This is a genomic window from Citrobacter sp. Awk 4 (assembly GCF_028069725.1).
Taxonomy (GTDB): Bacteria; Pseudomonadota; Gammaproteobacteria; order Enterobacterales; family Enterobacteriaceae; genus Citrobacter_D.
In genome coordinates this window covers 80,704-100,126 of record NZ_JANEWG010000009.1, presented here as the reverse complement: position 1 = coordinate 100,126, position 19,423 = coordinate 80,704, and the positions used below count along the sequence as shown (strand labels likewise).

At 55.9% G+C, this 19,423-nt stretch carries 18 protein-coding genes; 10 read left to right on the top strand and 8 right to left on the bottom strand.

All coding sequences use genetic code 11. From position 1 onward, the window contains the following. The 4 genes from galT to modE form a co-directional block, all read right to left on the bottom strand. On the bottom strand, positions 1 to 1,047 hold the full coding sequence (galT, locus tag NNO04_RS05820; protein WP_271443878.1) for a galactose-1-phosphate uridylyltransferase: 1,047 nt from the start codon (positions 1,045 to 1,047) through the stop codon (positions 1 to 3). 9 nt (positions 1,048 to 1,056) lie between these two features. Continuing rightward, positions 1,057 to 2,073: a UDP-glucose 4-epimerase GalE gene (gene galE, locus NNO04_RS05815; RefSeq protein ID WP_271443877.1), complete on the bottom strand. Its 1,017-nt coding sequence runs from the start codon at positions 2,071 to 2,073 to the stop codon at positions 1,057 to 1,059. A 206-nt stretch (positions 2,074 to 2,279) separates the two neighbouring features. Continuing rightward, positions 2,280 to 3,752, bottom strand: a complete 1,473-nt coding sequence (modF, locus tag NNO04_RS05810) for a molybdate ABC transporter ATP-binding protein ModF (RefSeq protein ID WP_271443876.1) — start codon at positions 3,750 to 3,752, stop codon at positions 2,280 to 2,282. 67 nt (positions 3,753 to 3,819) lie between these two features. Then, positions 3,820 to 4,608 (bottom strand): molybdenum-dependent transcriptional regulator, encoded by a 789-nt coding sequence (gene modE, locus NNO04_RS05805; protein ID WP_271443875.1) that lies wholly within the window; start codon positions 4,606 to 4,608, stop codon positions 3,820 to 3,822. A 128-nt stretch (positions 4,609 to 4,736) separates the two neighbouring features. Between modE and NNO04_RS05800 the strand changes: the two genes are divergently transcribed. The 4 genes from NNO04_RS05800 to modC all read left to right on the top strand — a co-directional run bounded on the left by NNO04_RS05800 (position 4,737) and on the right by modC (position 7,576). Continuing rightward, positions 4,737 to 4,886: an AcrZ family multidrug efflux pump-associated protein gene (locus tag NNO04_RS05800; protein WP_271443874.1), complete on the top strand. Its 150-nt coding sequence runs from the start codon at positions 4,737 to 4,739 to the stop codon at positions 4,884 to 4,886. A gap of 166 nt (positions 4,887 to 5,052) precedes the next feature. Further along, a complete protein-coding gene (modA, locus tag NNO04_RS05795) occupies positions 5,053 to 5,826 on the top strand; it encodes a molybdate ABC transporter substrate-binding protein (protein WP_271443873.1) in 774 nt (257 codons plus the stop codon). Continuing rightward, on the top strand, positions 5,826 to 6,515 hold the full coding sequence (gene modB, locus NNO04_RS05790) for a molybdate ABC transporter permease subunit (protein WP_192611625.1): 690 nt from the start codon (positions 5,826 to 5,828) through the stop codon (positions 6,513 to 6,515). Before modA ends, modB begins: the two co-directional genes overlap by 1 nt. A gap of 2 nt (positions 6,516 to 6,517) precedes the next feature. Beyond that, on the top strand, positions 6,518 to 7,576 hold the full coding sequence (modC, locus tag NNO04_RS05785; protein WP_271443872.1) for a molybdenum ABC transporter ATP-binding protein ModC: 1,059 nt from the start codon (positions 6,518 to 6,520) through the stop codon (positions 7,574 to 7,576). On the opposite strand, the gene NNO04_RS05780 is transcribed toward modC, so the two are convergent. Further along, positions 7,577 to 8,395, bottom strand: a complete 819-nt coding sequence (locus NNO04_RS05780; RefSeq protein WP_271443871.1) for a pyridoxal phosphatase — start codon at positions 8,393 to 8,395, stop codon at positions 7,577 to 7,579. It lies immediately after the preceding gene. 163 nt (positions 8,396 to 8,558) lie between these two features. Here NNO04_RS05780 and pgl point away from each other — a divergent pair, with 163 nt between their 5' ends. Next, positions 8,559 to 9,554: a 6-phosphogluconolactonase gene (gene pgl, locus NNO04_RS05775; RefSeq protein ID WP_271443870.1), complete on the top strand. Its 996-nt coding sequence runs from the start codon at positions 8,559 to 8,561 to the stop codon at positions 9,552 to 9,554. Between the two features lie 81 nt (positions 9,555 to 9,635). On the opposite strand, the gene NNO04_RS05770 is transcribed toward pgl, so the two are convergent. Next, positions 9,636 to 10,919 carry a putative acyl-CoA thioester hydrolase gene (locus tag NNO04_RS05770; protein WP_271443869.1) on the bottom strand — a complete coding sequence of 428 codons (1,284 nt, stop codon included), beginning with the start codon at positions 10,917 to 10,919 and terminating at the stop codon, positions 9,636 to 9,638. Between the two features lie 230 nt (positions 10,920 to 11,149). On the opposite strand from NNO04_RS05770, the gene hutI reads away from it, so the two are divergent. The 5 genes from hutI to hutH all read left to right on the top strand — a co-directional run bounded on the left by hutI (position 11,150) and on the right by hutH (position 17,432). Continuing rightward, positions 11,150 to 12,373, top strand: a complete 1,224-nt coding sequence (gene hutI, locus NNO04_RS05765; RefSeq protein WP_271443868.1) for an imidazolonepropionase — start codon at positions 11,150 to 11,152, stop codon at positions 12,371 to 12,373. Next, positions 12,370 to 13,311: a formimidoylglutamase gene (hutG, locus tag NNO04_RS05760; protein ID WP_271443867.1), complete on the top strand. Its 942-nt coding sequence runs from the start codon at positions 12,370 to 12,372 to the stop codon at positions 13,309 to 13,311. Before hutI ends, hutG begins: the two co-directional genes overlap by 4 nt. 39 nt (positions 13,312 to 13,350) lie before the next feature. Further along, positions 13,351 to 14,088 (top strand): histidine utilization repressor, encoded by a 738-nt coding sequence (locus NNO04_RS05755; protein ID WP_271443866.1) that lies wholly within the window; start codon positions 13,351 to 13,353, stop codon positions 14,086 to 14,088. Positions 14,089 to 14,224: 136 nt separating this feature from the next. Further along, positions 14,225 to 15,910 (top strand): urocanate hydratase, encoded by a 1,686-nt coding sequence (gene hutU / locus NNO04_RS05750; protein WP_271443865.1) that lies wholly within the window; start codon positions 14,225 to 14,227, stop codon positions 15,908 to 15,910. 1 nt (position 15,911) lies between these two features. Further along, positions 15,912 to 17,432 (top strand): histidine ammonia-lyase, encoded by a 1,521-nt coding sequence (gene hutH, locus NNO04_RS05745; protein WP_271443864.1) that lies wholly within the window; start codon positions 15,912 to 15,914, stop codon positions 17,430 to 17,432. Between the two features lie 91 nt (positions 17,433 to 17,523). On the opposite strand, the gene NNO04_RS05740 is transcribed toward hutH, so the two are convergent. Further along, a complete protein-coding gene (locus NNO04_RS05740; RefSeq protein WP_271443863.1) occupies positions 17,524 to 18,000 on the bottom strand; it encodes a kinase inhibitor in 477 nt (158 codons plus the stop codon). Between the two features lie 64 nt (positions 18,001 to 18,064). Continuing rightward, positions 18,065 to 19,354 (bottom strand): adenosylmethionine--8-amino-7-oxononanoate transaminase, encoded by a 1,290-nt coding sequence (gene bioA / locus NNO04_RS05735; RefSeq protein WP_271443862.1) that lies wholly within the window; start codon positions 19,352 to 19,354, stop codon positions 18,065 to 18,067. Positions 19,355 to 19,423: the final 69 nt, after the last annotated feature.

Here is a 19,423-nt window from a genome sequence, read left to right as displayed (position 1 = left end):
TTAAACTCCGGATTCGCGAAAATGGATGTCGCTGACCGCACGCAGGCGCTCTGCTGCTTGTTCTGCCGTCAGATCACGCTGGGTCTCTGCCAGCATTTCGTAACCGACCATAAATTTACGGACGGTCGCAGAGCGCAGCAGCGGCGGATAAAAGTGTGCGTGCAGTTGCCAGTGTTCGTTCTCTTCGCCGTTAAATGGCGCGCCGTGCCAACCCATTGAGTAGGGGAATGAGCACTGGAACAGGTTGTCATAACGACTGGTCAGTTTTTTCAACGCCAGCGCCAGAGAGTCGCGCTGGTCATTGGTCAGATCGGTCATGCGCAGTACATGCGCTTTTGGCAGCAGCAATGTTTCAAATGGCCAGGCTGCCCAGTAGGGGACGACCGCCAACCAGTGCTCGGTTTCCACCACAGTGCGGCTGCCATCGGCCAGTTCACGCTGGACATAATCCACCAGCATCGGGGAACCCTGCTCAGCGAAGTAGGCTTTCTGCAAACGATCTTCACGTTCGGCTTCGTTGGGCAGGAAACTGTTAGCCCAAACCTGGCCATGCGGGTGCGGGTTGGAACACCCCATTGCCGCGCCTTTGTTCTCGAAAACTTGTACCCACGGATACATTTTTCCCAGTTCTGCCGTTTGTTCCTGCCAGGTTTTCACGATTTCCGCTAGCGCAGGAACGCTCAATTCGGGGAGGGTTTTGCTGTGATCCGGCGAAAAACAGATAACCCTGCTGGTGCCGCGTGCGCTCTGGCAACGCATCAGCGGATCGTGGCTGTCCGGCGCGTCCGGTGTGTCGGACATTAAGGCGGCAAAGTCGTTCGTAAAAACGTAGGTGCCGCTGTAATCGGGGTTTTTATCACCGGTCACACGGGTGTTGCCCGCGCACAGGAAACAATCCGGATCGTGTGCAGGCAGGCGTTCGTTAGACGGTGTTTCCTGCGCCCCTTGCCAGGGGCGTTTCGCACGGTGCGGCGAAACCAGAATCCATTGCCCGGTGAGCGGGTTAAAGCGGCGATGTGGATGATCGACAGGGTTAAATTGCGTCATGATTGTTCCTTAATCTGGATATCCCTGTGGATGGCGTGACTGCCAGTGCCAGGTATCTTGCGCCATTTCGTCAAGCGTACGGGTGACGCGCCAGTTCAATTCGCGGTCTGCTTTGCTGGCATCCGCCCAGTAGGCGGGAAGGTCGCCTTCGCGACGCGGGGCAAAATGGTAGTTCACCGGTTTACCGCAGGCTTTGCTGAAGGCGTTGACGACGTCCAGCACACTGCTGCCGACACCTGCGCCAAGGTTATAAATGTGTACGCCTTGCTTGCCCGCCAGTTTTTCCATTGCGGCGACATGCCCGTCAGCGAGATCCATCACGTGGATGTAGTCGCGCACGCCGGTGCCGTCTTCGGTCGGGTAGTCGTTGCCAAAAATGGCGAGAGAGTCGCGACGACCCACCGCCACCTGGGCGATGTAGGGCATCAGGTTATTCGGAATGCCCTGCGGATCTTCGCCCATATCGCCCGACGGATGCGCGCCGACCGGGTTGAAGTAACGCAACAGCGCGATGCTCCAGTCCGGTTGCGCTTTTTGCAGATCGGTGAGGATCTGTTCAACCATCAGTTTGCTTTTGCCGTACGGGCTTTGCGGCGTACCAGTCGGGAAGCTTTCGACATACGGAATTTTTGGCTGGTCGCCGTAAACGGTGGCGGAGGAGCTGAAGATGAAGTTTTTGACACCGGCAGCGCGCATGGCACCGATCAGGCGCAGGGTGCCGTTAACGTTGTTGTCATAATATTCCAGCGGTTTAGCGACGGATTCGCCAACGGCTTTCAGGCCGGCAAAGTGAATCACGGTATCAATCGCGTGATCGTGCAGAATTTCGGTCATCAGCGCTTCGTTGCGGATATCGCCTTCAACGAAAGTTGGATGCTTTTCGCCTAAACGTTCAATAACGGGCAATACACTGCGCTTACTGTTGCAGAGGTTGTCAAGGATGATGACATCGTGACCGTTTTTCAGCAACTGTACACAAGTATGACTTCCTATGTAACCGCTACCACCTGTAACCAACACTCTCATAATTCGCTCCGTTAAGCCTATGGTATGAAATAAACATAGCATAACAAAGTTGCGAAAAGTGTGACATGGAATAAATTAGTGGAATCGTTTACATTTTGATGGCTTCACGTTCTGCGAGCAATTACATCATTGTAAATCATAGGATTAAGGAACGGCTGCGGTGTTTGTCCGAAAAAAGGGCGCATTGACGCGCCCACGGATGAAAATCAATGCCGCGCTGTCTGCCGGTAGAGATATCCGTCGCCTTCCGGTACAAACTCCAGGCGATGGGTGATGCAGTCTGGCGCGTCTTCGGCATGGTGCGAGACAAACAGCAACTGAGTTTCCCCTTCACTGATTAGCACATCGACAAAGCGGCGGACAAGTTGACGATTCAGCGGGTCCAGCCCCTGGAGCGGCTCATCAAGGATCAACAGAGTGGGGTGTTTCACCAGCGCACGTACAATCAACGCCAGTCGCTGTTGTCCCCAGGAGAGGCTGTGGAATGGCGCGTCGGCGGTGCGTTTGTCCATGCCAAGAATATCCAGCCATTGCTGCACCAGCTTGCGCTGCCTGTCCGAGACGGCCTGATAGATGCCGATCGAGTCAAAAAATCCCGACAGGATCACATTACGTACCGTGGTACTGACACGGTAGTCAAGGTGCAGGCTGCTGCTGACATAGCCAATGTGTTTTTTGATATCCCACAGGGTTTCACCGCTGCCGCGACGACGCCCAAACAGCGTCAGGTCGTTGCTGTAGCCCTGAGGGTGATCGCCGGTAACCAGGCTGAGCAGCGTCGATTTCCCTGCGCCGTTAGGACCGACAATCTGCCAGTGCTCGCCCGGATTGACCTGCCAGCTCAGGTGGTTGAGGATCGGGCGATCGTTGTAAGAAACGACCGCGTCTTTAAGCACAATGCGCGCCTCTGTCTCCGGCAGGCTGTGGCGTGCAGAGGGGACATCGGGTTCTGGTAATTGCATGCCGGCCAGTTGCTCGCTGTGGGCGAGCTGGGCAATCAGCGCCTGTTGTAACAGAGCGGATTTTTCGCCAGTTTCCGTTAGCGTGCAGTCAGCGAGGACGCCAGCAAATTGTACAAAGTCAGGGATCTCATCGAAACGGTTTAAGACCAGCACGAGCGTATAACCCGATTGGTGCAGGGTGGCGAGAAGCTCGGCTAACTGGCGGCGGGAAGCCACGTCAAGCCCGTCAAACGGCTCGTCGAGGATCAGCAGATCTGGCTCAGACATCAGCGCCTGGCAGAGCAGAGTTTTGCGTGTTTCGCCGGTGGAAAGATATTTAAAACGCCGGGTGAGTAACCCGGTGATGCCAAACTGCGCTGCGAGCTCCGCGCACCGGGTAGGGTTTTTGACCTCAGCCTGGATAATTTCCGCCGTCGTGCGCCCGGTATCCTCTTCGCCAGGGCTGAGCAGATCGGTGTTATTCCGCTGCCATTCATCGCTGACCAGTTGTTGCAACTGTTCAAATGAGAGGCGAGTTCTGCGCGTAAACCCGCACTGGCGTTCACCTTTTAATAAAGGGAGTTCACCCGCCAGTGCTCGCGCCAGCGCGGATTTTCCACTGCCGTTAGAGCCCACAAACGCCCAACTATCACCCGCATTCAACGTAAACGTGTTCAGTTGAAGCGTTTTGGTATCGCTCAGACGAAACGTGCCTTGCGAAATATGCAACGATGACATTTTATATCCCATTTTTTGCAGCGATAAGCCACAGGGATACGTCTTTCGTGAAACAATGTCAATGTGCTTAGCACAACGTGGCGATAATCACCCGGTCAGCATTAAAATACGCGGTGACGTTAGCGCCTTCCTTTAGATTGACCGTTTCTTCAACCGGCAATGTAGCGCATAAAGTCTGACCATCCGGCAGTGTCATGAGCACTTCGCACTGTTCAGCGCCACGTTCGATATGGCTGATGGTGCCCTGAAGTTGGTTGTCGGCAGCCTGCGCGATGGCGTCGTCCTGGGTAATTCCCACCCAGGGAGCCTTCAGGAGGATCAGCACTTCTTTGCCTTCATTCAGACCCAGACGTTCACCGCTTTGAGCCGTGAGCGCCACTTTCAGTCGCGTTTCACCGTCGGCTAACAGGACGTCGACGTGCTGCTGCACCTGATCGTGGTCGCGCGAGGTGATCGTGCCAAACCACTGGTTACGGGCGCTGGTTTGCAGTGAAAAACGGGAAATGGCCGCCAGCAGACTGTTGAGCGGTAAAGCATCGTCATCGCTCAGCACATCGAAGGCTTTTTGCTGAATTTGCGCCAGTAAATCGTAAAGCTGGATCAGTCGTTGACCGTAGCGTGTCAACACCGCGCCACCGCCGCCTTTACCGCCGGTTGCACGCTCTACGAGCGTCTGCTCGCTGAGTTGATTCATCTCGTTAATGGCATCCCAGGCGCTTTTGTAACTGATGCCCGCATCTTTCGCTCCCTGACTAATGGAGCCGGAAAGCGCAATGTGCTTAAGCAGAGAAATGCGTCGTGGGTCCGCAAACAGTTTTTGCTGAAGTTTCAGGGTGAGAAGGATTTCGGCTTGCATAACAAGATCCTGGCAAAAGGACTATTGTGACGGAAAACGGCGGGCGCGCAAAGCCGATAGCACAAAAGGGGAGTGCTTTTCTTGTTTATAAGGTTAGAATAACTGAAGGATTATATCTGGAGTTGACCATGTTAGAGTTATTGAAAAGCCTGTTATTCGCCGTAATCATGGTACCTGTAGTCATGGCAGTCATCCTCGGGATGATCTACGGCCTGGGAGAAGTGTTCAACATTTTCTCCGGTATTGGTAAAAAAGACCAGCCCAGACAGAACCATTGATTCCCCTAACGCCCGCTCAGCCGGGCGTTTTTGTTTTCTCAAGATCCTGCTTTTCCTGCCGATATTTTCTTTGTGTCATCTCTCATGGGCGTGAATAACCGCTGGGAATATGTTGGCAATGTCGTTATATTTACGTTTACATAACGATATTCAAAAGGAGTTACAAATGGCACGTACATGGTTACGCCTGGTTGCCGGGGCAACATTATCTCTGACGGTTGCCGGACAAACGCTGGCGGATGAAGGGAAGATCACTGTCTTTGCGGCGGCGTCACTGACCAACGCGATGCAGGATATTGCAGCGCAGTACAAAAAAGAGAAGCACGTTGACGTCGTCTCTTCTTTTGCTTCTTCGTCAACGCTGGCGCGCCAGATTGAAGCGGGCGCACCTGCGGATCTGTTTATCTCTGCCGATCAGAAATGGATGGATTACGCGGTGGATAAAAAAGCGATAGATACCGGTTCGCGTCAAACGCTGCTGGGTAACAGCCTGGTGGTTGTCGCACCGCAAACAAGCGAGCAGAAAGCGTTCACTATCGACAGCAAAACTAACTGGACGCAACTGCTGAACGGCGGGCGTCTGGCCGTTGGCGACCCGGAGCACGTTCCGGCCGGCATCTACGCCAAAGAAGCGCTGCAAAAACTGGGCGCATGGGATACTCTGGCACCGAAACTGGCACCCGCTGAAGATGTTCGCGGTGCGCTGGCGCTGGTGGAACGTAACGAAGCGCCGCTAGGCATCGTTTATGGCTCTGATGCCGTTGCCAGCAAAGGGGTAAAAGTGGTGGCGACCTTCCCGGAAGATTCGCACAAAAAAGTGGAATATCCGGTCGCGATTGTCGATGGACACAAAAACGCAACGGTCAGCGCGTTCTATGACTACCTGAAAGGACCGCAGGCTTCTGACATTTTTAAACGTTATGGATTTACGACGAAGTAATGATACTGACCGATCCAGAATGGCAGGCGGTTCTACTTAGCCTGAAAGTCTCTTCCCTGGCCGTGCTGTTTAGCCTGCCGTTTGGGATCTTTTTTGCCTGGTTACTTGTCCGGTGCACGTTTCCAGGCAAAGCCCTGCTCGATAGCGTACTGCACCTTCCGCTGGTGTTACCGCCCGTGGTGGTCGGTTATCTCCTGTTGGTTGCGATGGGGCGACGCGGATTTATCGGCCAGTGGTTGTATGATGTGTTCGGCATTACCTTTGCGTTTAGCTGGCGCGGCGCGGTGCTGGCGGCTGCCGTCATGTCTTTTCCGTTGATGGTGCGGGCCATTCGCCTGGCGCTGGAAGGGGTGGATGTCAAACTGGAACAGGCCGCACGCACGCTCGGCGCAGGCCGTTGGCGCGTGTTCCTGACCATTACGTTACCGCTCACCCTGCCGGGCATTATTGTGGGTACGGTGCTGGCGTTTGCCCGTTCGCTCGGCGAGTTTGGCGCAACCATTACCTTTGTTTCCAATATTCCCGGTGAAACGCGCACCATTCCTTCCGCGATGTATACCCTGATCCAGACACCCGGAGGGGAAAGCGCGGCAGCGAGACTGTGTTTGATTTCTATCGTGCTGGCGCTGATTTCCCTGTTAGTGTCGGAATGGCTGGCCCGTATCAGCCGTGAACGGACGGGGAGATAACGATGCTGGAACTCAATTTCTCCCAGACATTAGGTTCACACTGTCTGACGCTCAACGAAACGTTGCCTGCCAGCGGGATCACCGCGATTTTTGGCGTTTCCGGCGCGGGAAAAACGTCGCTCATTAATGCCATCAGCGGCCTGACGCGCCCGCAAACCGGGCGCATTGTGCTCAACGGTCGGGTGCTGAACGATGTCGAAAACGGCATCTGTTTAACCCCAGAAAAACGGCGCGTGGGGTATGTTTTCCAGGACGCCCGCCTTTTCCCGCATTATAAAGTGCGCGGCAATCTTCGTTACGGTATGGCGAAAAGCATGGCCGGGCAGTTTGATAAACTGGTGACCTTGCTGGGGATTGAACCTCTGCTGGATCGTTTGCCGGGAAGCCTCTCGGGCGGTGAGAAGCAACGCGTGGCCATCGGTCGGGCGCTGCTGACGGCGCCAGAACTGTTGTTGCTGGATGAACCGCTGGCCTCGCTGGATATTCCGCGTAAGCGTGAACTGCTGCCTTACCTGCAACGCCTGGCCCGCGAAATTCATATTCCTATGCTGTATGTCAGCCACTCCCTTGATGAGATCCTGCACCTGGCAGATAAAGTCATGGTGCTGGAAAACGGTCAGGTGAAAGCCTTTGGCGCGCTGGAGGAGGTGTGGGGGAGCAATGTCATGCATCCGTGGCTACCGCAGGAACAGCAGAGCAGTATTCTGAAAGTCAGCGTGCTGGAACACCATCCGCATTATGCGATGACGGCGCTGGCCCTTGGGGATCAGCATCTGTGGGTGAGCAAGCTTGATGAGCCGCTGCAAACCGCGATGCGCATTCGCATTCAGGCCTCGGATGTGTCACTGGTACTGCAACCGCCGCAGCAAACCAGTATCCGCAATATTTTGCGCGCCAAAGTGGCGCAGTGTTATGACGACAAAGGGCAGGTTGAAGTGCAACTGGAGATTGGGGGCAGGACCCTGTGGGCGAGGATCAGCCCGTGGGCCAGGGATGAATTGGGTATCAAACCTGGCCTGTGGCTGTACGCGCAAATCAAGAGCGTGTCGATTACCGCCTGATTACAGCAGATGAGAATAGATAAACGCCGCAATGCTGTCGGTGGTGTTGTCGCCGATGACAACGTTGGCCCGCGCTTTCACCGCATCCTCGGCATTGCCCATGGCGACGCCGGTGCCCGCGGCTTCCAGCATGCTGATATCGTTAAAGTTATCGCCGAATGCAATTACGTCTTGCATTGAGCCTCCCTGGGCCTCAACCCACTGCGTCAGGCGTTTCCCTTTGCTGTTGCCTTTACGCGCAATATCAACCTGATCGTGCCATGACCATTCGCACTCCAGACCCAGAGTTTGTCCGACGTGTTGAGCAAACTGTTGCAACTTAGGAATATTTTCGTCCGTGAGGGCGAACTTCCAGACGGCATTTACCTCATGCGCGGCCTGTGTCAGCGAAGACACCTGAGTAAACGTCGGGCGCTGTTCCGGCGGCAGGGCTTGCGCCCAGTTAGTGGTGCGAATCACATGCCCGGTAGGGCGCTCGTAGAGCATGGCGTCATCAACGTACATCAGCCCGTGGATTTGGTGCTCATCAAGCATATCGATTAATTGCAGTGCCTGACTCACTGGTAATGGATCCGCTTCCAGTACGCTTTTTGCATGATAATCATACAAATAGGTGCCATTACAGCAAATTGCAGGTGTATCCAGCGCCAGTGCCTGATAAAAAGGATGAATAGCAACGTGATGGCGACCCGTGACAATGATAAGTTGATACCCGGCTTTTCTGGCGCGCGAAAGTGCCTCAAGGGAAGAGGGGAGCAAGGTCTTTTTCGGGGTCAGCAAGGTACCGTCTAAATCCAGAGCAATCACGCGAGCGGTCATAGGTATTTCCAGGTTAAGGTTGAGAGTTTTGTCTGAGAGGATGGTACACCGAGACGAGAGTCGGGCAAAACTCTGAGCGTTAATTCAGAATTCATCGTTAAAAGCGACTACGTTAAGCTGTATCCGGTTAGTGCAGTCAGTTGCCAAAAGCAAAGGAGCATTCATGAAGCAAACAGTTTATACCGCCAGCCCTGAAAGCCAGCAAATTCACGTCTGGAGCCTGAGTCATGAAGGCGGGTTGACGCTTGTGCAGGTGGTTGACGTACCCGGGCAGGTTCAGCCGATGGTGGTCAGTTCGGATAAGCGCTATCTCTACGTTGGCGTGCGTCCGGAGTTTCGCGTACTGGCGTATCGCATTGCGCCAGACGACGGAGCGCTGACGTTTGCAGCGGAGTCTGCATTGCCGGGCAGTCCGACGCATATTTCCACCGATCGTCAGGGGCGCTTTGTCTTTGTCGGATCCTACAATGCCGGAAACGTCAGCGTGACGCGTCTGGAAGATGGGCTGCCTGTTGAGGTGGTGGATGTCGTTGAAGGGCTGGAGGGATGCCACTCCGCGAATATCTCGCCGGATAATCGTACCTTGTGGGTTCCGGCGCTCAAACAGGACCGCATTTGCCAGTTTACGCTCAGCGACGACGGCAAACTGGTGGCGCAGGAACCGGCGGAAGTGACGACGGTTGAAGGTGCAGGCCCACGCCATATGGCATTCCACCCGAACCGGCAATACGCCTACTGCGTGAATGAGCTGAACAGCTCCGTGGATGTCTGGGAACTCAAAGACCCTCATGGCAACGTGGAGTGTGTACAAACGCTGGATATGATGCCTGCTGATTTCTCCGACACGCGCTGGGCGGCAGACATTCACATTACGCCTGATGGCCGTCATCTGTATGCCTGCGATCGTACCGCCAGTCTGATCACGGTGTTCAGTGTTTCTGAAGATGGTAGCGTGCTGACCAAAGAAGGCTATCAGCCGACGGAAACCCAGCCGCGTGGCTTCAATGTTGATAACCAGGGAAAATATCTGATCGCCGCCGGGCAAAAGTCACACCATATTGCGGTGTATGACATTGTTGGCGAGCAGGGACTGCTAAGTGAAAAAGCGCGCTATGCGGTGGGTCAGGGGCCAATGTGGGTGGTCGTTAACGCGTATTAATTCTGTGTCGCTGGCCGGATAAGGCGTATCAGCCGTTATCCGGCACATGGCCCGGTAGCGCTTACCGGGCCAGGGCTGCGATTACTGCTTCGGCTCAGCAACCACTTTGCTGCCTAACCCGCGGTTGTTGTACTCCCACAGGCGGTTGAAGTTAGTGTCGTTCAGGTTGCGCTGAACGTCACCCTTATCATCCATCGTTCCGGTGTTTCCAGTAAACGGGCGTTTAAAAATCGCGGTATCAGCCCACGGTTTGGCCATATTAAAGCCTTCGTTGATCACGCTATCGCGGATCACCACCTGACCGTTGGTATTTGCATCGACATCCAGCGAGCGGCCCAGTTGCGCGACATTATCACCACTTGCCGTGAAACGACTGTTGGTCGCGAGGAAACCGTAGAAGACGTTTGACAGCGTTGCCGGGGCGAAAACGTAAGCTTCTTTCTGTGTACGGGAGTTCACAACGCGGAAGTCGGTGTTATCAAACACCACGGCGCCACGACCCGACACAATATCCACATCCCCTTCGAGGTAGCTATTGGTGACCAGCGTGCGCGGCTGACGATCGTTTTGCAGACGGTTTTGCACACCACTGTTGGTTACCAGGAAGGTGTTCTGACGACCGAGAAGGTTCACATTGTTGATCTGAACTTTGTCGCCGTCGGTGCGCAGGGCAACGGCAGGGTGATGACCGTCATCTACGCTGTCACCGAGATTGTTTTCGATTGTCAGGTTTTGCAATTGCAGGCCGTTATTCTGCGACCAGAAAGCCGCTGAACACATGACGCCAATGTTTGCGTTACGTTGGCTCTGGCAGCTATCAAACATATACCACGCGGGTTTACCCGGCATATATTTACCGCCCGGGTTTACCGTACGACGCCAGTCAGCAATGCTCATATCGCCGTCAATGGCATAGCCAATTTTCACATCAATCGGCTTCTCGCCCATACCGTACAGCGTCAGGCTGCCAGGTGCGGCCGGAATGTACACGGTACCCTGATATTCGCCTGGCATAATCGCAATAAACTGACGCTTATCGGTACGTTTGGTAATTGCAGCATCCACTGCCGCCTGAATCGTCGTATGCGTGACGCCCTGCGTTCCTGCCGGGCCGACCACAAAGTCAGGCTGCGCTGGCAGAGAAATAGAAGAAGGCGACCACGGTGCCGTATTTGGCGTCAGTGAAGAGAAATAATGCGCAGCAACAAAATTCTGCGCTTCATTCGCCGACAGGATCGGACGCGAGGACGTTCCTGGCGCAGTCTGATCGGAAGGGATTTGATCGGGCGGCGTAGAGCTACAGGCGGTCAGCGTCACGCCAAAAGCCAGTGCCAGCGCCAGACGGGAAACTGATAATGTGTTCACAGGTTGCTCCGGGCTTTGAAAGTTAAATTAAATCCATTGAAGCCTGCTTTTTTATACTAAGTTGAGCGAAACGGGAAGGTGAAAAGGCAAAAAGTTCATTTTTAGGCGTCAGATGCCGCATGGATTGGGCCGATATGTCACAAATAAGCAACATTTATCGTTCCCCCGGTTGACAACAGCGCAGGAATAAAAATAAATGTCTATACAACCTATGACAAGTGGTGGATGGAATGCGGCAACTTTTACCTGATGACGTCATCTGGCGGAATGTCCGGCTGGCGACGATGGATCCCGAACGTAACACGCCGTATGGCATGGTCGAGGGGCATGCGCTGGTGGTGCGTCAGGGCAATATACTGGACATTGTCCCCGAGTCATCATTAGACGTGGCGCAGAGTAAGACGTTTGATATGCAGGGGCGTCTGGTCACGCCGGGATTGGTAGACTGTCATACGCACCTGATCTTTGGCGGCAACCGCGCCGCAGAATGGGAACAGCGGCTAAACGGAGTCTCGTATCAACAGATTAGCGCGCAGGGTGGCGGGATAAATTCGACCGTGTCGGCGACGCGAAAAGCCTCCGCAGATGATTTACTTGCCATCGCACGGGCCAGAATGGCGCGCCTTGTTAAAGAGGGCGTCACGCTGCTGGAGATAAAGTCGGGCTACGGTCTGGATTTGCCCACAGAAGAGAAGATGCTGCAGGTTATCGCGGTGCTGGCGTCTGAGAACACCGTGGAAATCAGCCCGACCTTACTGGCGGCGCACGCCACACCTGCGGAATATCGCGACGATCCTGACGGTTACATCACACAGGTGTGCGAGTCGATGCTGCCTCATTTATGGGAAAAGGGGATGTTTGAGACTGTGGATCTGTTCTGCGAGAGCGTCGGTTTTACTCTGGCGCAAAGCGAGCGTGTGTTCCAGGCCGCGCAGGCGCTGGGGATCCCGGTTAAGGGCCACGTTGAGCAACTCTCTTTGCTGGGCGGCGCGCAGTTGGTCAGTCGTTATCACGGCCTGTCTGCCGATCATATCGAATATCTGGACGAAGCGGGCGTGGCGGCGATGCGCCAAAGCGGTACCGTGGGCGTCCTGCTGCCGGGGGCGTTTTATTTTCTCAAAGAGATCCAGCGTCCGCCGGTTGAACTGCTGCGCCGCTACCAGGTGCCGATGGCCGTCGCCACCGATTTTAACCCAGGCACCAGCCCGTTCATCAGTCTGCATCTGGCGATGAACATGGCCTGTGTTCAGTTTGGTCTAACGCCGGAAGAGGCGTGGGCAGGCGTCACACGCCATGCTGCGCGCGCGCTCGGGCGACAGGCAACGCATGGGCAGCTTAAAGCGGGTTATGTGGCTGATTTTGTTGTCTGGGATGCGGCGCTTCCGGTTGAAATCCTGTACGAGCCGGGCCGTAACCCGCTGTATCAACGCATTTTCAGAGGACAGATAAAATGATGCAATGGCAACCGACACCCCGTTCTTTGTGGCAGGGGCGTGATGACAGCGCAGAAGCCGCCAATGCGCTGCGCCTGTTCCAGACGATTACGCTAAGTCCGACATTCTCCCCCTCCTCATACCCGGATTGCATCGCGTTACTGGGGTTTGCCTGTGATGAAGGCGTAAAGCGTAATCAGGGGCGTCCTGGTGCTGCGGGCGCACCGGATGCGCTGCGAAAAGCGCTGGCGAACCTCGCGGCGCATCAGGGGCACGACCGACTGGTGGATTTAGGCAATATCATCGCGCAGGCCCCCGATCTGGAGGCGGCGCAACACGCCTTGCGTGATGCCGTACGGCACTGCCAGCAGGCCAATATGCGCACTCTGGTGTTAGGCGGTGGACATGAAACCGCGTTTGGTCATGGGGCTGGCGTTCTGGATGCGTTTCCGGATGCACGCGTTGGGATCCTCAATCTGGATGCGCATCTCGATCTTCGCCACGCGCAAAGCGCGACGTCCGGCACGCCATTTCGGCAACTGGCGCAGCTCTGCGAGGAACAGGGGCGCGGGTTTCATTATGCCTGCTTTGGCGTGAGTCGGGCGGCAAATACCGCCGCGCTATGGGATGAGGCGCAACGGCGTAAGGTGATGGTCGTTGAGGATCTGAACTGCGGTGACGCACAACCGCAGCTGTCGCAGTTTATCGCCAGTGTGGACAAAATCTATCTGACTATCGATCTCGACGTGCTTCCGGTCTGGGAAATGCCAGCCGTTTCCGCACCCGCCGCGCTGGGGGTGCCGCTTGCCACCGTAATGCGTCTGGTGGAACCCGTTTGTCGAAGCGGTAAACTTCAGGCGGTGGATATGGTTGAATTTAACCCCCGCTTTGACGATGATGGCAAAGCAGCGCGAGTTGCGGCGCGGCTTGGCTGGCAAATCGCGCACTGGTGGCACTAAAACCAGATCCCCTTTTATACGCATAAGGAAGGCTTTTGCATGTTTCCCTCTCGCTCACGTTCCGCCACGGCCAGTGCGCCTGCGCCCTTTTATGAAAAGGTCAAACAGGCCATCAGCGAAAAAATCGCCAGCGGAGTCTGGCAACCCCATGACCGTATTCCGTCGGAAGCGGAGCTGGTGGCGCAGTATGGTTTCAGTCGCATGACCATCAACCGGGCGCTACGGGAGCTAACCGATGAGGGGTTGCTGGTGCGCCTGCAGGGTGTCGGGACATTTGTCGCGGAGCCGAAAGGGCAATCCGCGCTGTTTGAAATCCGCAGTATTGCTGACGAAATCGTCGCCCGTCACCATCAGCACCGTTGTGAAGTGCTGACGCTGGAGAGCACGCGGGCGACGGCGTTGCAGGCGGCGGCGCTTAACGTCAAAGAAGGGACACCCATTTTCCATTCCATCATGGTGCACTACGAAGACGCGCTGCCGGTGCAAATTGAGGATCGCTGTGTGAATGCGGAAGTGGTGCCGGAATATCTCTCTCAGGATTACCACCAGACCACGCCGCATGCCTATTTGTCGCTTATCGCCCCTTTGACCGAAGGGGAGCACATTGTCGAAGCGGTGCGCGCTACGGCGGAAGAGTGCGCCTTGTTAAATATTAAGGAACATGACCCTTGCCTGCTGATCCGTCGTACCACCTGGTCGGCAACACAGATCGTCTCCCATGCGCGTTTACTCTTTCCGGGGGCGCGTTATCGCCTGCAAGGCCATTTTATGTCCTGAGCGGACGACAGCGAAAACCGTGATTGCTGACGCAATATAACAAAAATGTATCATTTCTGTTAATTACGTCCTTGCGATAGCTTGTATAGACAAGTATATGTTAGTGACTTATCTGAGCGTTCGTGAGGAATCTGACATGCCCCAAAGCAAATATCGTGAGCAGGATATCCGTGCCCCAAGAGGGACGACCCTAACAGCCAAAAGCTGGCTGACTGAAGCGCCGCTGCGCATGTTAATGAATAACCTTGATCCCGATGTTGCTGAAAATCCCCACGAGCTGGTGGTGTATGGCGGGATAGGGCGCGCCGCGCGCGACTGGCAGTGTTATGACGCCATCGTTAACGCGCTGACCAAACTGAATGACGATGAAACCCTGCTGGTGCAATCCGGCAAACCGGTGGGCGTATTCAAAACCCATGAAAATGCGCCGCGCGTGTTGATCGCCAACTCTAACCTGGTGCCGCACTGGGCGACCTGGGAACACTTCAACGAACTGGATGCGAAAGGTCTGGCCATGTACGGCCAAATGACAGCCGGAAGCTGGATCTACATTGGTAGCCAGGGGATCGTGCAGGGCACCTACGAAACATTTGTTGAAGCCGGACGCCAGCATTATCAGGGCAATCTGGCGGGGCGCTGGGTTCTGACTGCCGGGCTGGGCGGTATGGGCGGCGCTCAGCCGCTGGCCGCGACGCTGGCCGGCGCCTGTTCACTGAACATTGAATGCCAGCAAAGCCGTATCGATTTCCGTTTGCGTACCCGCTATGTCGATGAGCAGGCTGAATCCCTGGATGACGCGCTGGCGCGTATTGCGAAATACACCCGTGAAGGGAAAGCCGTCTCTATCGCGCTGTGCGCCAATGCGGCGGACATCGTGCCAGAACTGGTAAAACGAGGCGTACGCCCGGATATGGTCACCGACCAGACCAGCGCCCACGATCCGCTGCATGGCTATCTGCCTTCTGGCTGGAGCTGGGAAGAGTACCAGCTGAAAGCGATTTCTGACCCACAAGGTACGGTACTGGCGGCAAAACGCTCAATGGCGACGCACGTCCAGGCCATGCTGGCATTTAGCGAAATGGGCGTACCGACATTTGACTACGGCAACAATATTCGCCAAATGGCTAAAGAGATGGGCGTCGAAAAGGCGTTTGATTTCCCGGGCTTTGTCCCTGCCTATATTCGACCGCTGTTTTGCCGTGGGATTGGCCCGTTCCGCTGGGTGGCGCTTTCCGGCGATCCGCAGGATATTTATAAAACCGATGCCAAAGTGAAAGAAATCGTCAAAGACGATAAACACCTGCATCACTGGCTGGATATGGCCCGTGAACGCATCAACTTCCAGGGACTTCCCGCGCGTATCTGCTGGGTCGGACTGGAGTGGCGGCAAAAACTGGGACTGGCATTTAACGAAATGGTACGCAGCGGCGAAGTCTCCGCGCCGATTGTGATCGGACGTGACCATCTCGATTCCGGCTCCGTCGCCAGCCCAAACCGTGAAACCGAAGCGATGCGTGATGGCTCCGATGCGGTCTCCGACTGGCCGCTGTTGAATGCGTTGCTCAACACCGCCAGCGGCGCAACCTGGGTTTCACTGCATCACGGTGGCGGCGTGGGAATGGGCTTCTCCCAGCATGCCGGGATGGTGATCGTCTGTGACGGCACCGATGAGGCGGCAGCACGCATCGCCAGGGTACTGCACAATGATCCGGCAACGGGCGTTATGCGCCATGCCGATGCCGGTTATGACATCGCTGTTGAATGTGCTGTCGAGCAGGGGCTGAACTTACCCATGATCGCGGCTACTCAAGGAAATCGTTGATATGAATACGCTTATGTTAACGCCGGGCCAGCTGACTCTGGCGCAACTGCGCACCGTCTGGCAGCAGCCTGTGCAACTGAGTCTGGATTCCTGCGCGATTGATGGCATCAATGCCAGCGTCGCCTGTGTGAACACCATTGTGGCTGAAGGGCGTACCGCTTACGGGATCAATACCGGTTTCGGTCTGCTGGCGCAGACGCGCATCGCCAATGAAGATCTGCAAAATTTGCAGCGCTCGCTGGTGCTTTCACATGCGGCAGGGGTTGGCGAACCGTTGGATGACGCGATGGTGCGTCTGATGATGGTGCTGAAAATCAACAGTCTGGCACGTGGATTTTCCGGCATTCGCCTGAGCGTGATTGAAGCGCTGATTGCGCTGGTCAATGCTGAGGTTTATCCGCTGATTCCGGCAAAAGGGTCGGTGGGGGCGTCAGGCGACTTAGCGCCGTTGGCGCATATGTCTCTTACGCTGCTCGGCGAAGGCAAAGCGCGCTGGCAAGGTGAGTGGCTACCGGCGAAAGAGGCGCTGCGTAAAGCGGGTCTCGAGCCTGTCACGCTGGCGGCAAAAGAGGGGCTGGCGCTACTTAACGGCACGCAGGCGTCCACTGCGTTTGCCCTGCGAGGTCTGTTTGAGGCGCAAGAGTTGTTTGCTTCTGCGTTGGTATGCGGGGCACTGACCACGGAAGCCGTGCTGGGATCACGCCGTCCGTTTGACGCGCGTATTCATGCGGCGCGCGGGCAACGCGGGCAGATAGACGCGGCGGCGCTTTATCGCCACGTGCTGACTGAAAACAGCCCGATTTCCGACTCTCACCATAACTGCGAAAAAGTGCAGGACCCGTACTCTCTGCGCTGTCAGCCGCAGGTGATGGGCGCATGTTTGACGCAAATGCGTCAGGTCATGGAAGTGTTGCTGGTGGAGGCCAACGCGGTCTCGGACAACCCACTGGTGTTTGCCGAAGAGGGCGATGTGATTTCCGGCGGCAATTTCCATGCGGAACCGGTGGCGATGGCGGCGGATAATCTGGCGCTGGCGATCGCGGAGATCGGTGCGCTGTCAGAAAGACGCATTGCGTTGATGATGGACAAACACATGTCGCAGTTACCGCCGTTCCTCGTGAAAAATGGCGGGGTTAACTCCGGTTTTATGATAGCCCAGGTGACGGCGGCGGCGTTGGCCAGCGAGAACAAAGCGCTGGCGCATCCGCACAGCGTCGACAGTCTGCCGACATCGGCGAACCAGGAAGATCATGTCTCTATGGCACCGGCAGCGGGTCGTCGGTTGTGGGAAATGGCAGCCAATACGCGAGGGGTGATCGCCGTGGAGTGGCTGGCAGCCTGTCAGGGGATTGATTTACGTGAAGGGTTAACCTCAAGTCCGCTGCTGGAACAGGCACGCCAGGCATTACGTGAACAGGTTCCGCACTACACCCAGGATCGCTTCTTCGCCCCGGACATCGAGTGCGCCACTGCACTACTGGCTCGCGGTGATTTATTGCGCCTGGTGCCTGCGTTCTTGTAACAATGCCGGATGGCGCTAAGGTTTATCCGGCCTGTGCATGAGCCAGGTAGGCCGGGTAAGGCGCTTGCGCCGCCACCCGGCAAAACGAGACTTAACTAAACATCGCAGTAATTGACGCGCTGGCGAGCGAATGGAAATGGACATTAAATCCGACCATCGCGCCGCTGGCGTCTTCATCGACGTCAATGCGTTCCACATTCAGGGCATGAACCGTAAAGATATAGCGGTGAGTTTCCCCTTTTGGCGGCGCAGCGCCGCCGTAGCCTGCTTTACCAAAATCGGTACGTGTTTGAATCGCTTCTTCCGGCAGCGGCGAAAGACCAGAGCCTGAGCCTTGCGGTAAAACGCGCGTGTCGGCAGGCAGGTTGACGACAATCCAGTGCCACCAGCCTGATCCGGTGGGGGCGTCGGGATCGTAACAGGTCACGACAAAGCTTTTCGTCCCCGGTGGGACGTCGTCCCAGGCCAGGTGCGGAGAAATATTATCTCCGTCATAGCCCATCCCGTTAAACACCTGGCGATGGGGCAGTTTTTCCCCTTCGCGCAGGTCATGGCTGATAAGTTTCATGCCCCCTCCGTTAATCGACTGAATCGCAAAAAGTGTAGCCAGTATCAGACGGGCTTACCGCCGATTAATGGATAAAAAATGTTTCCTGCGTCACGGCGTCGTTCACTGCCTGCGTCAGCTTACGCAGTTGCTCAGGTTGAATCAGGTAAGGTGGCATCAGATAGACAAGTTTACCGAACGGGCGAACCCATACCCCTTGTTCCACAAAGAAGCGTTGTAACGCCGCCATATTCACCGGATGCGTTGTTTCCACCACGCCAATGGCGCCCAGCACGCGCACATCTGCCACCCACGGCGATTGCGCGGCAGGGGCTAATTCAGCGCGTAATTGCGTTTCGATGGCGGCAACCTGTTGTTGCCACGCTCCGCTTTCCAGCAGAGACAGGCTGGCGGTCGCCACAGCACAGGCCAGTGGATTGCCCATAAACGTTGGGCCATGCATAAAACATCCAGCTTCGCCGTTGCTGATGGTTTCCGCGATAGCGCGGGTGGTTAACGTGGCGGAGAGGGTCATGGTGCCGCCGGTCAGCGCTTTTCCCAGACACAAAATGTCCGGCGTGATGTCGGCGTGCTCGCAGGCAAACAGTTTACCCGTTCGGCCAAATCCGGTCGCAATCTCGTCGGCAATCAGCAGAATGCCTTCGCGGTCGCACATTTTGCGGATGCGACGCAGCCATTCAGGGTGATACATCCGCATACCGCCCGCGCCCTGGACTATCGGCTCCAGAATGACCGCCGCAATATCCTTGCGGTGTGCGGCCATCACACGGGCGAACGCCACCATATCCCGCTCATCCCACTCGCCGCCCATCCGGCTTTGCGGCGCGGGCGCGAACAGGTTTTCCGGCAGATAGCCTTTCCACAGGCTATGCATCGAGTTTTCCGGGTCACAGACGGACATCGCGCCGAACGTATCCCCGTGATAACCGTTACGAAACGTCAGGAACTGCTGGCGGGATTCGCCCAATGCTCGCCAGTATTGCAGCGCCATTTTCATCGCCACTTCCACCGCGACCGAACCGGAATCCGCCAGAAAAACGCACTCAAGTCGCTCAGGGGTCATCGCCACCAGTTTACGGCACAGATTGATAGCCGGGGCATGGGTGATGCCGCCGAACATGACGTGCGACATGGCGTCGATCTGCGTTTTCATTGCCGCGTTGAGCTGCGGGTGGTTGTAGCCATGAATCGCCGCCCACCAGGAGGACATGCCGTCAACCAGGCGTTCGCCATTAGACAAAATCAGCTCGCAACCTTCGGCGCGCGCCACCGGATATACCGGGAGCGGTGAAGTCATGGAGGTGTAGGGATGCCAGATATGGCGTTGGTCAAAGGCAAGATCATCCGTTGTCATAATCGACTTGTAAACCAAATTAAAAAGATTTAGGTTTACGAGTCTACACCGAATCAAAAATTAACAACA

Excerpts from the sequence above, each read along its gene's own strand:
- NNO04_RS05800 (WP_271443874.1), top strand. The coding sequence starts at position 4,737 with ATGTTAGAGTTATTGAAAAGCCTGTTATTCGCCGTAATCATGGTACCT.
- galE (WP_271443877.1), bottom strand. The coding sequence starts at position 2,073 with ATGAGAGTGTTGGTTACAGGTGGTAGCGGTTACATAGGAAGTCATACT.
- NNO04_RS05780 (WP_271443871.1), bottom strand. The coding sequence starts at position 8,395 with ATGACCGCTCGCGTGATTGCTCTGGATTTAGACGGTACCTTGCTGACC.
- hutU (WP_271443865.1), top strand. The coding sequence starts at position 14,225 with ATGCCCCAAAGCAAATATCGTGAGCAGGATATCCGTGCCCCAAGAGGG.
- modF (WP_271443876.1), bottom strand. The coding sequence starts at position 3,752 with ATGTCATCGTTGCATATTTCGCAAGGCACGTTTCGTCTGAGCGATACC.
- hutG (WP_271443867.1), top strand. The coding sequence starts at position 12,370 with ATGATGCAATGGCAACCGACACCCCGTTCTTTGTGGCAGGGGCGTGAT.
- modB (WP_192611625.1), top strand. The coding sequence starts at position 5,826 with ATGATACTGACCGATCCAGAATGGCAGGCGGTTCTACTTAGCCTGAAA.
- modC (WP_271443872.1), top strand. The coding sequence starts at position 6,518 with ATGCTGGAACTCAATTTCTCCCAGACATTAGGTTCACACTGTCTGACG.
- hutH (WP_271443864.1), top strand. The coding sequence starts at position 15,912 with ATGAATACGCTTATGTTAACGCCGGGCCAGCTGACTCTGGCGCAACTG.
- galT (WP_271443878.1), bottom strand. The coding sequence starts at position 1,047 with ATGACGCAATTTAACCCTGTCGATCATCCACATCGCCGCTTTAACCCG.
- bioA (WP_271443862.1), bottom strand. The coding sequence starts at position 19,354 with ATGACAACGGATGATCTTGCCTTTGACCAACGCCATATCTGGCATCCC.
- modE (WP_271443875.1), bottom strand. The coding sequence starts at position 4,608 with ATGCAAGCCGAAATCCTTCTCACCCTGAAACTTCAGCAAAAACTGTTT.
- pgl (WP_271443870.1), top strand. The coding sequence starts at position 8,559 with ATGAAGCAAACAGTTTATACCGCCAGCCCTGAAAGCCAGCAAATTCAC.
- modA (WP_271443873.1), top strand. The coding sequence starts at position 5,053 with ATGGCACGTACATGGTTACGCCTGGTTGCCGGGGCAACATTATCTCTG.
- NNO04_RS05755 (WP_271443866.1), top strand. The coding sequence starts at position 13,351 with ATGTTTCCCTCTCGCTCACGTTCCGCCACGGCCAGTGCGCCTGCGCCC.
- NNO04_RS05740 (WP_271443863.1), bottom strand. The coding sequence starts at position 18,000 with ATGAAACTTATCAGCCATGACCTGCGCGAAGGGGAAAAACTGCCCCAT.
- hutI (WP_271443868.1), top strand. The coding sequence starts at position 11,150 with ATGCGGCAACTTTTACCTGATGACGTCATCTGGCGGAATGTCCGGCTG.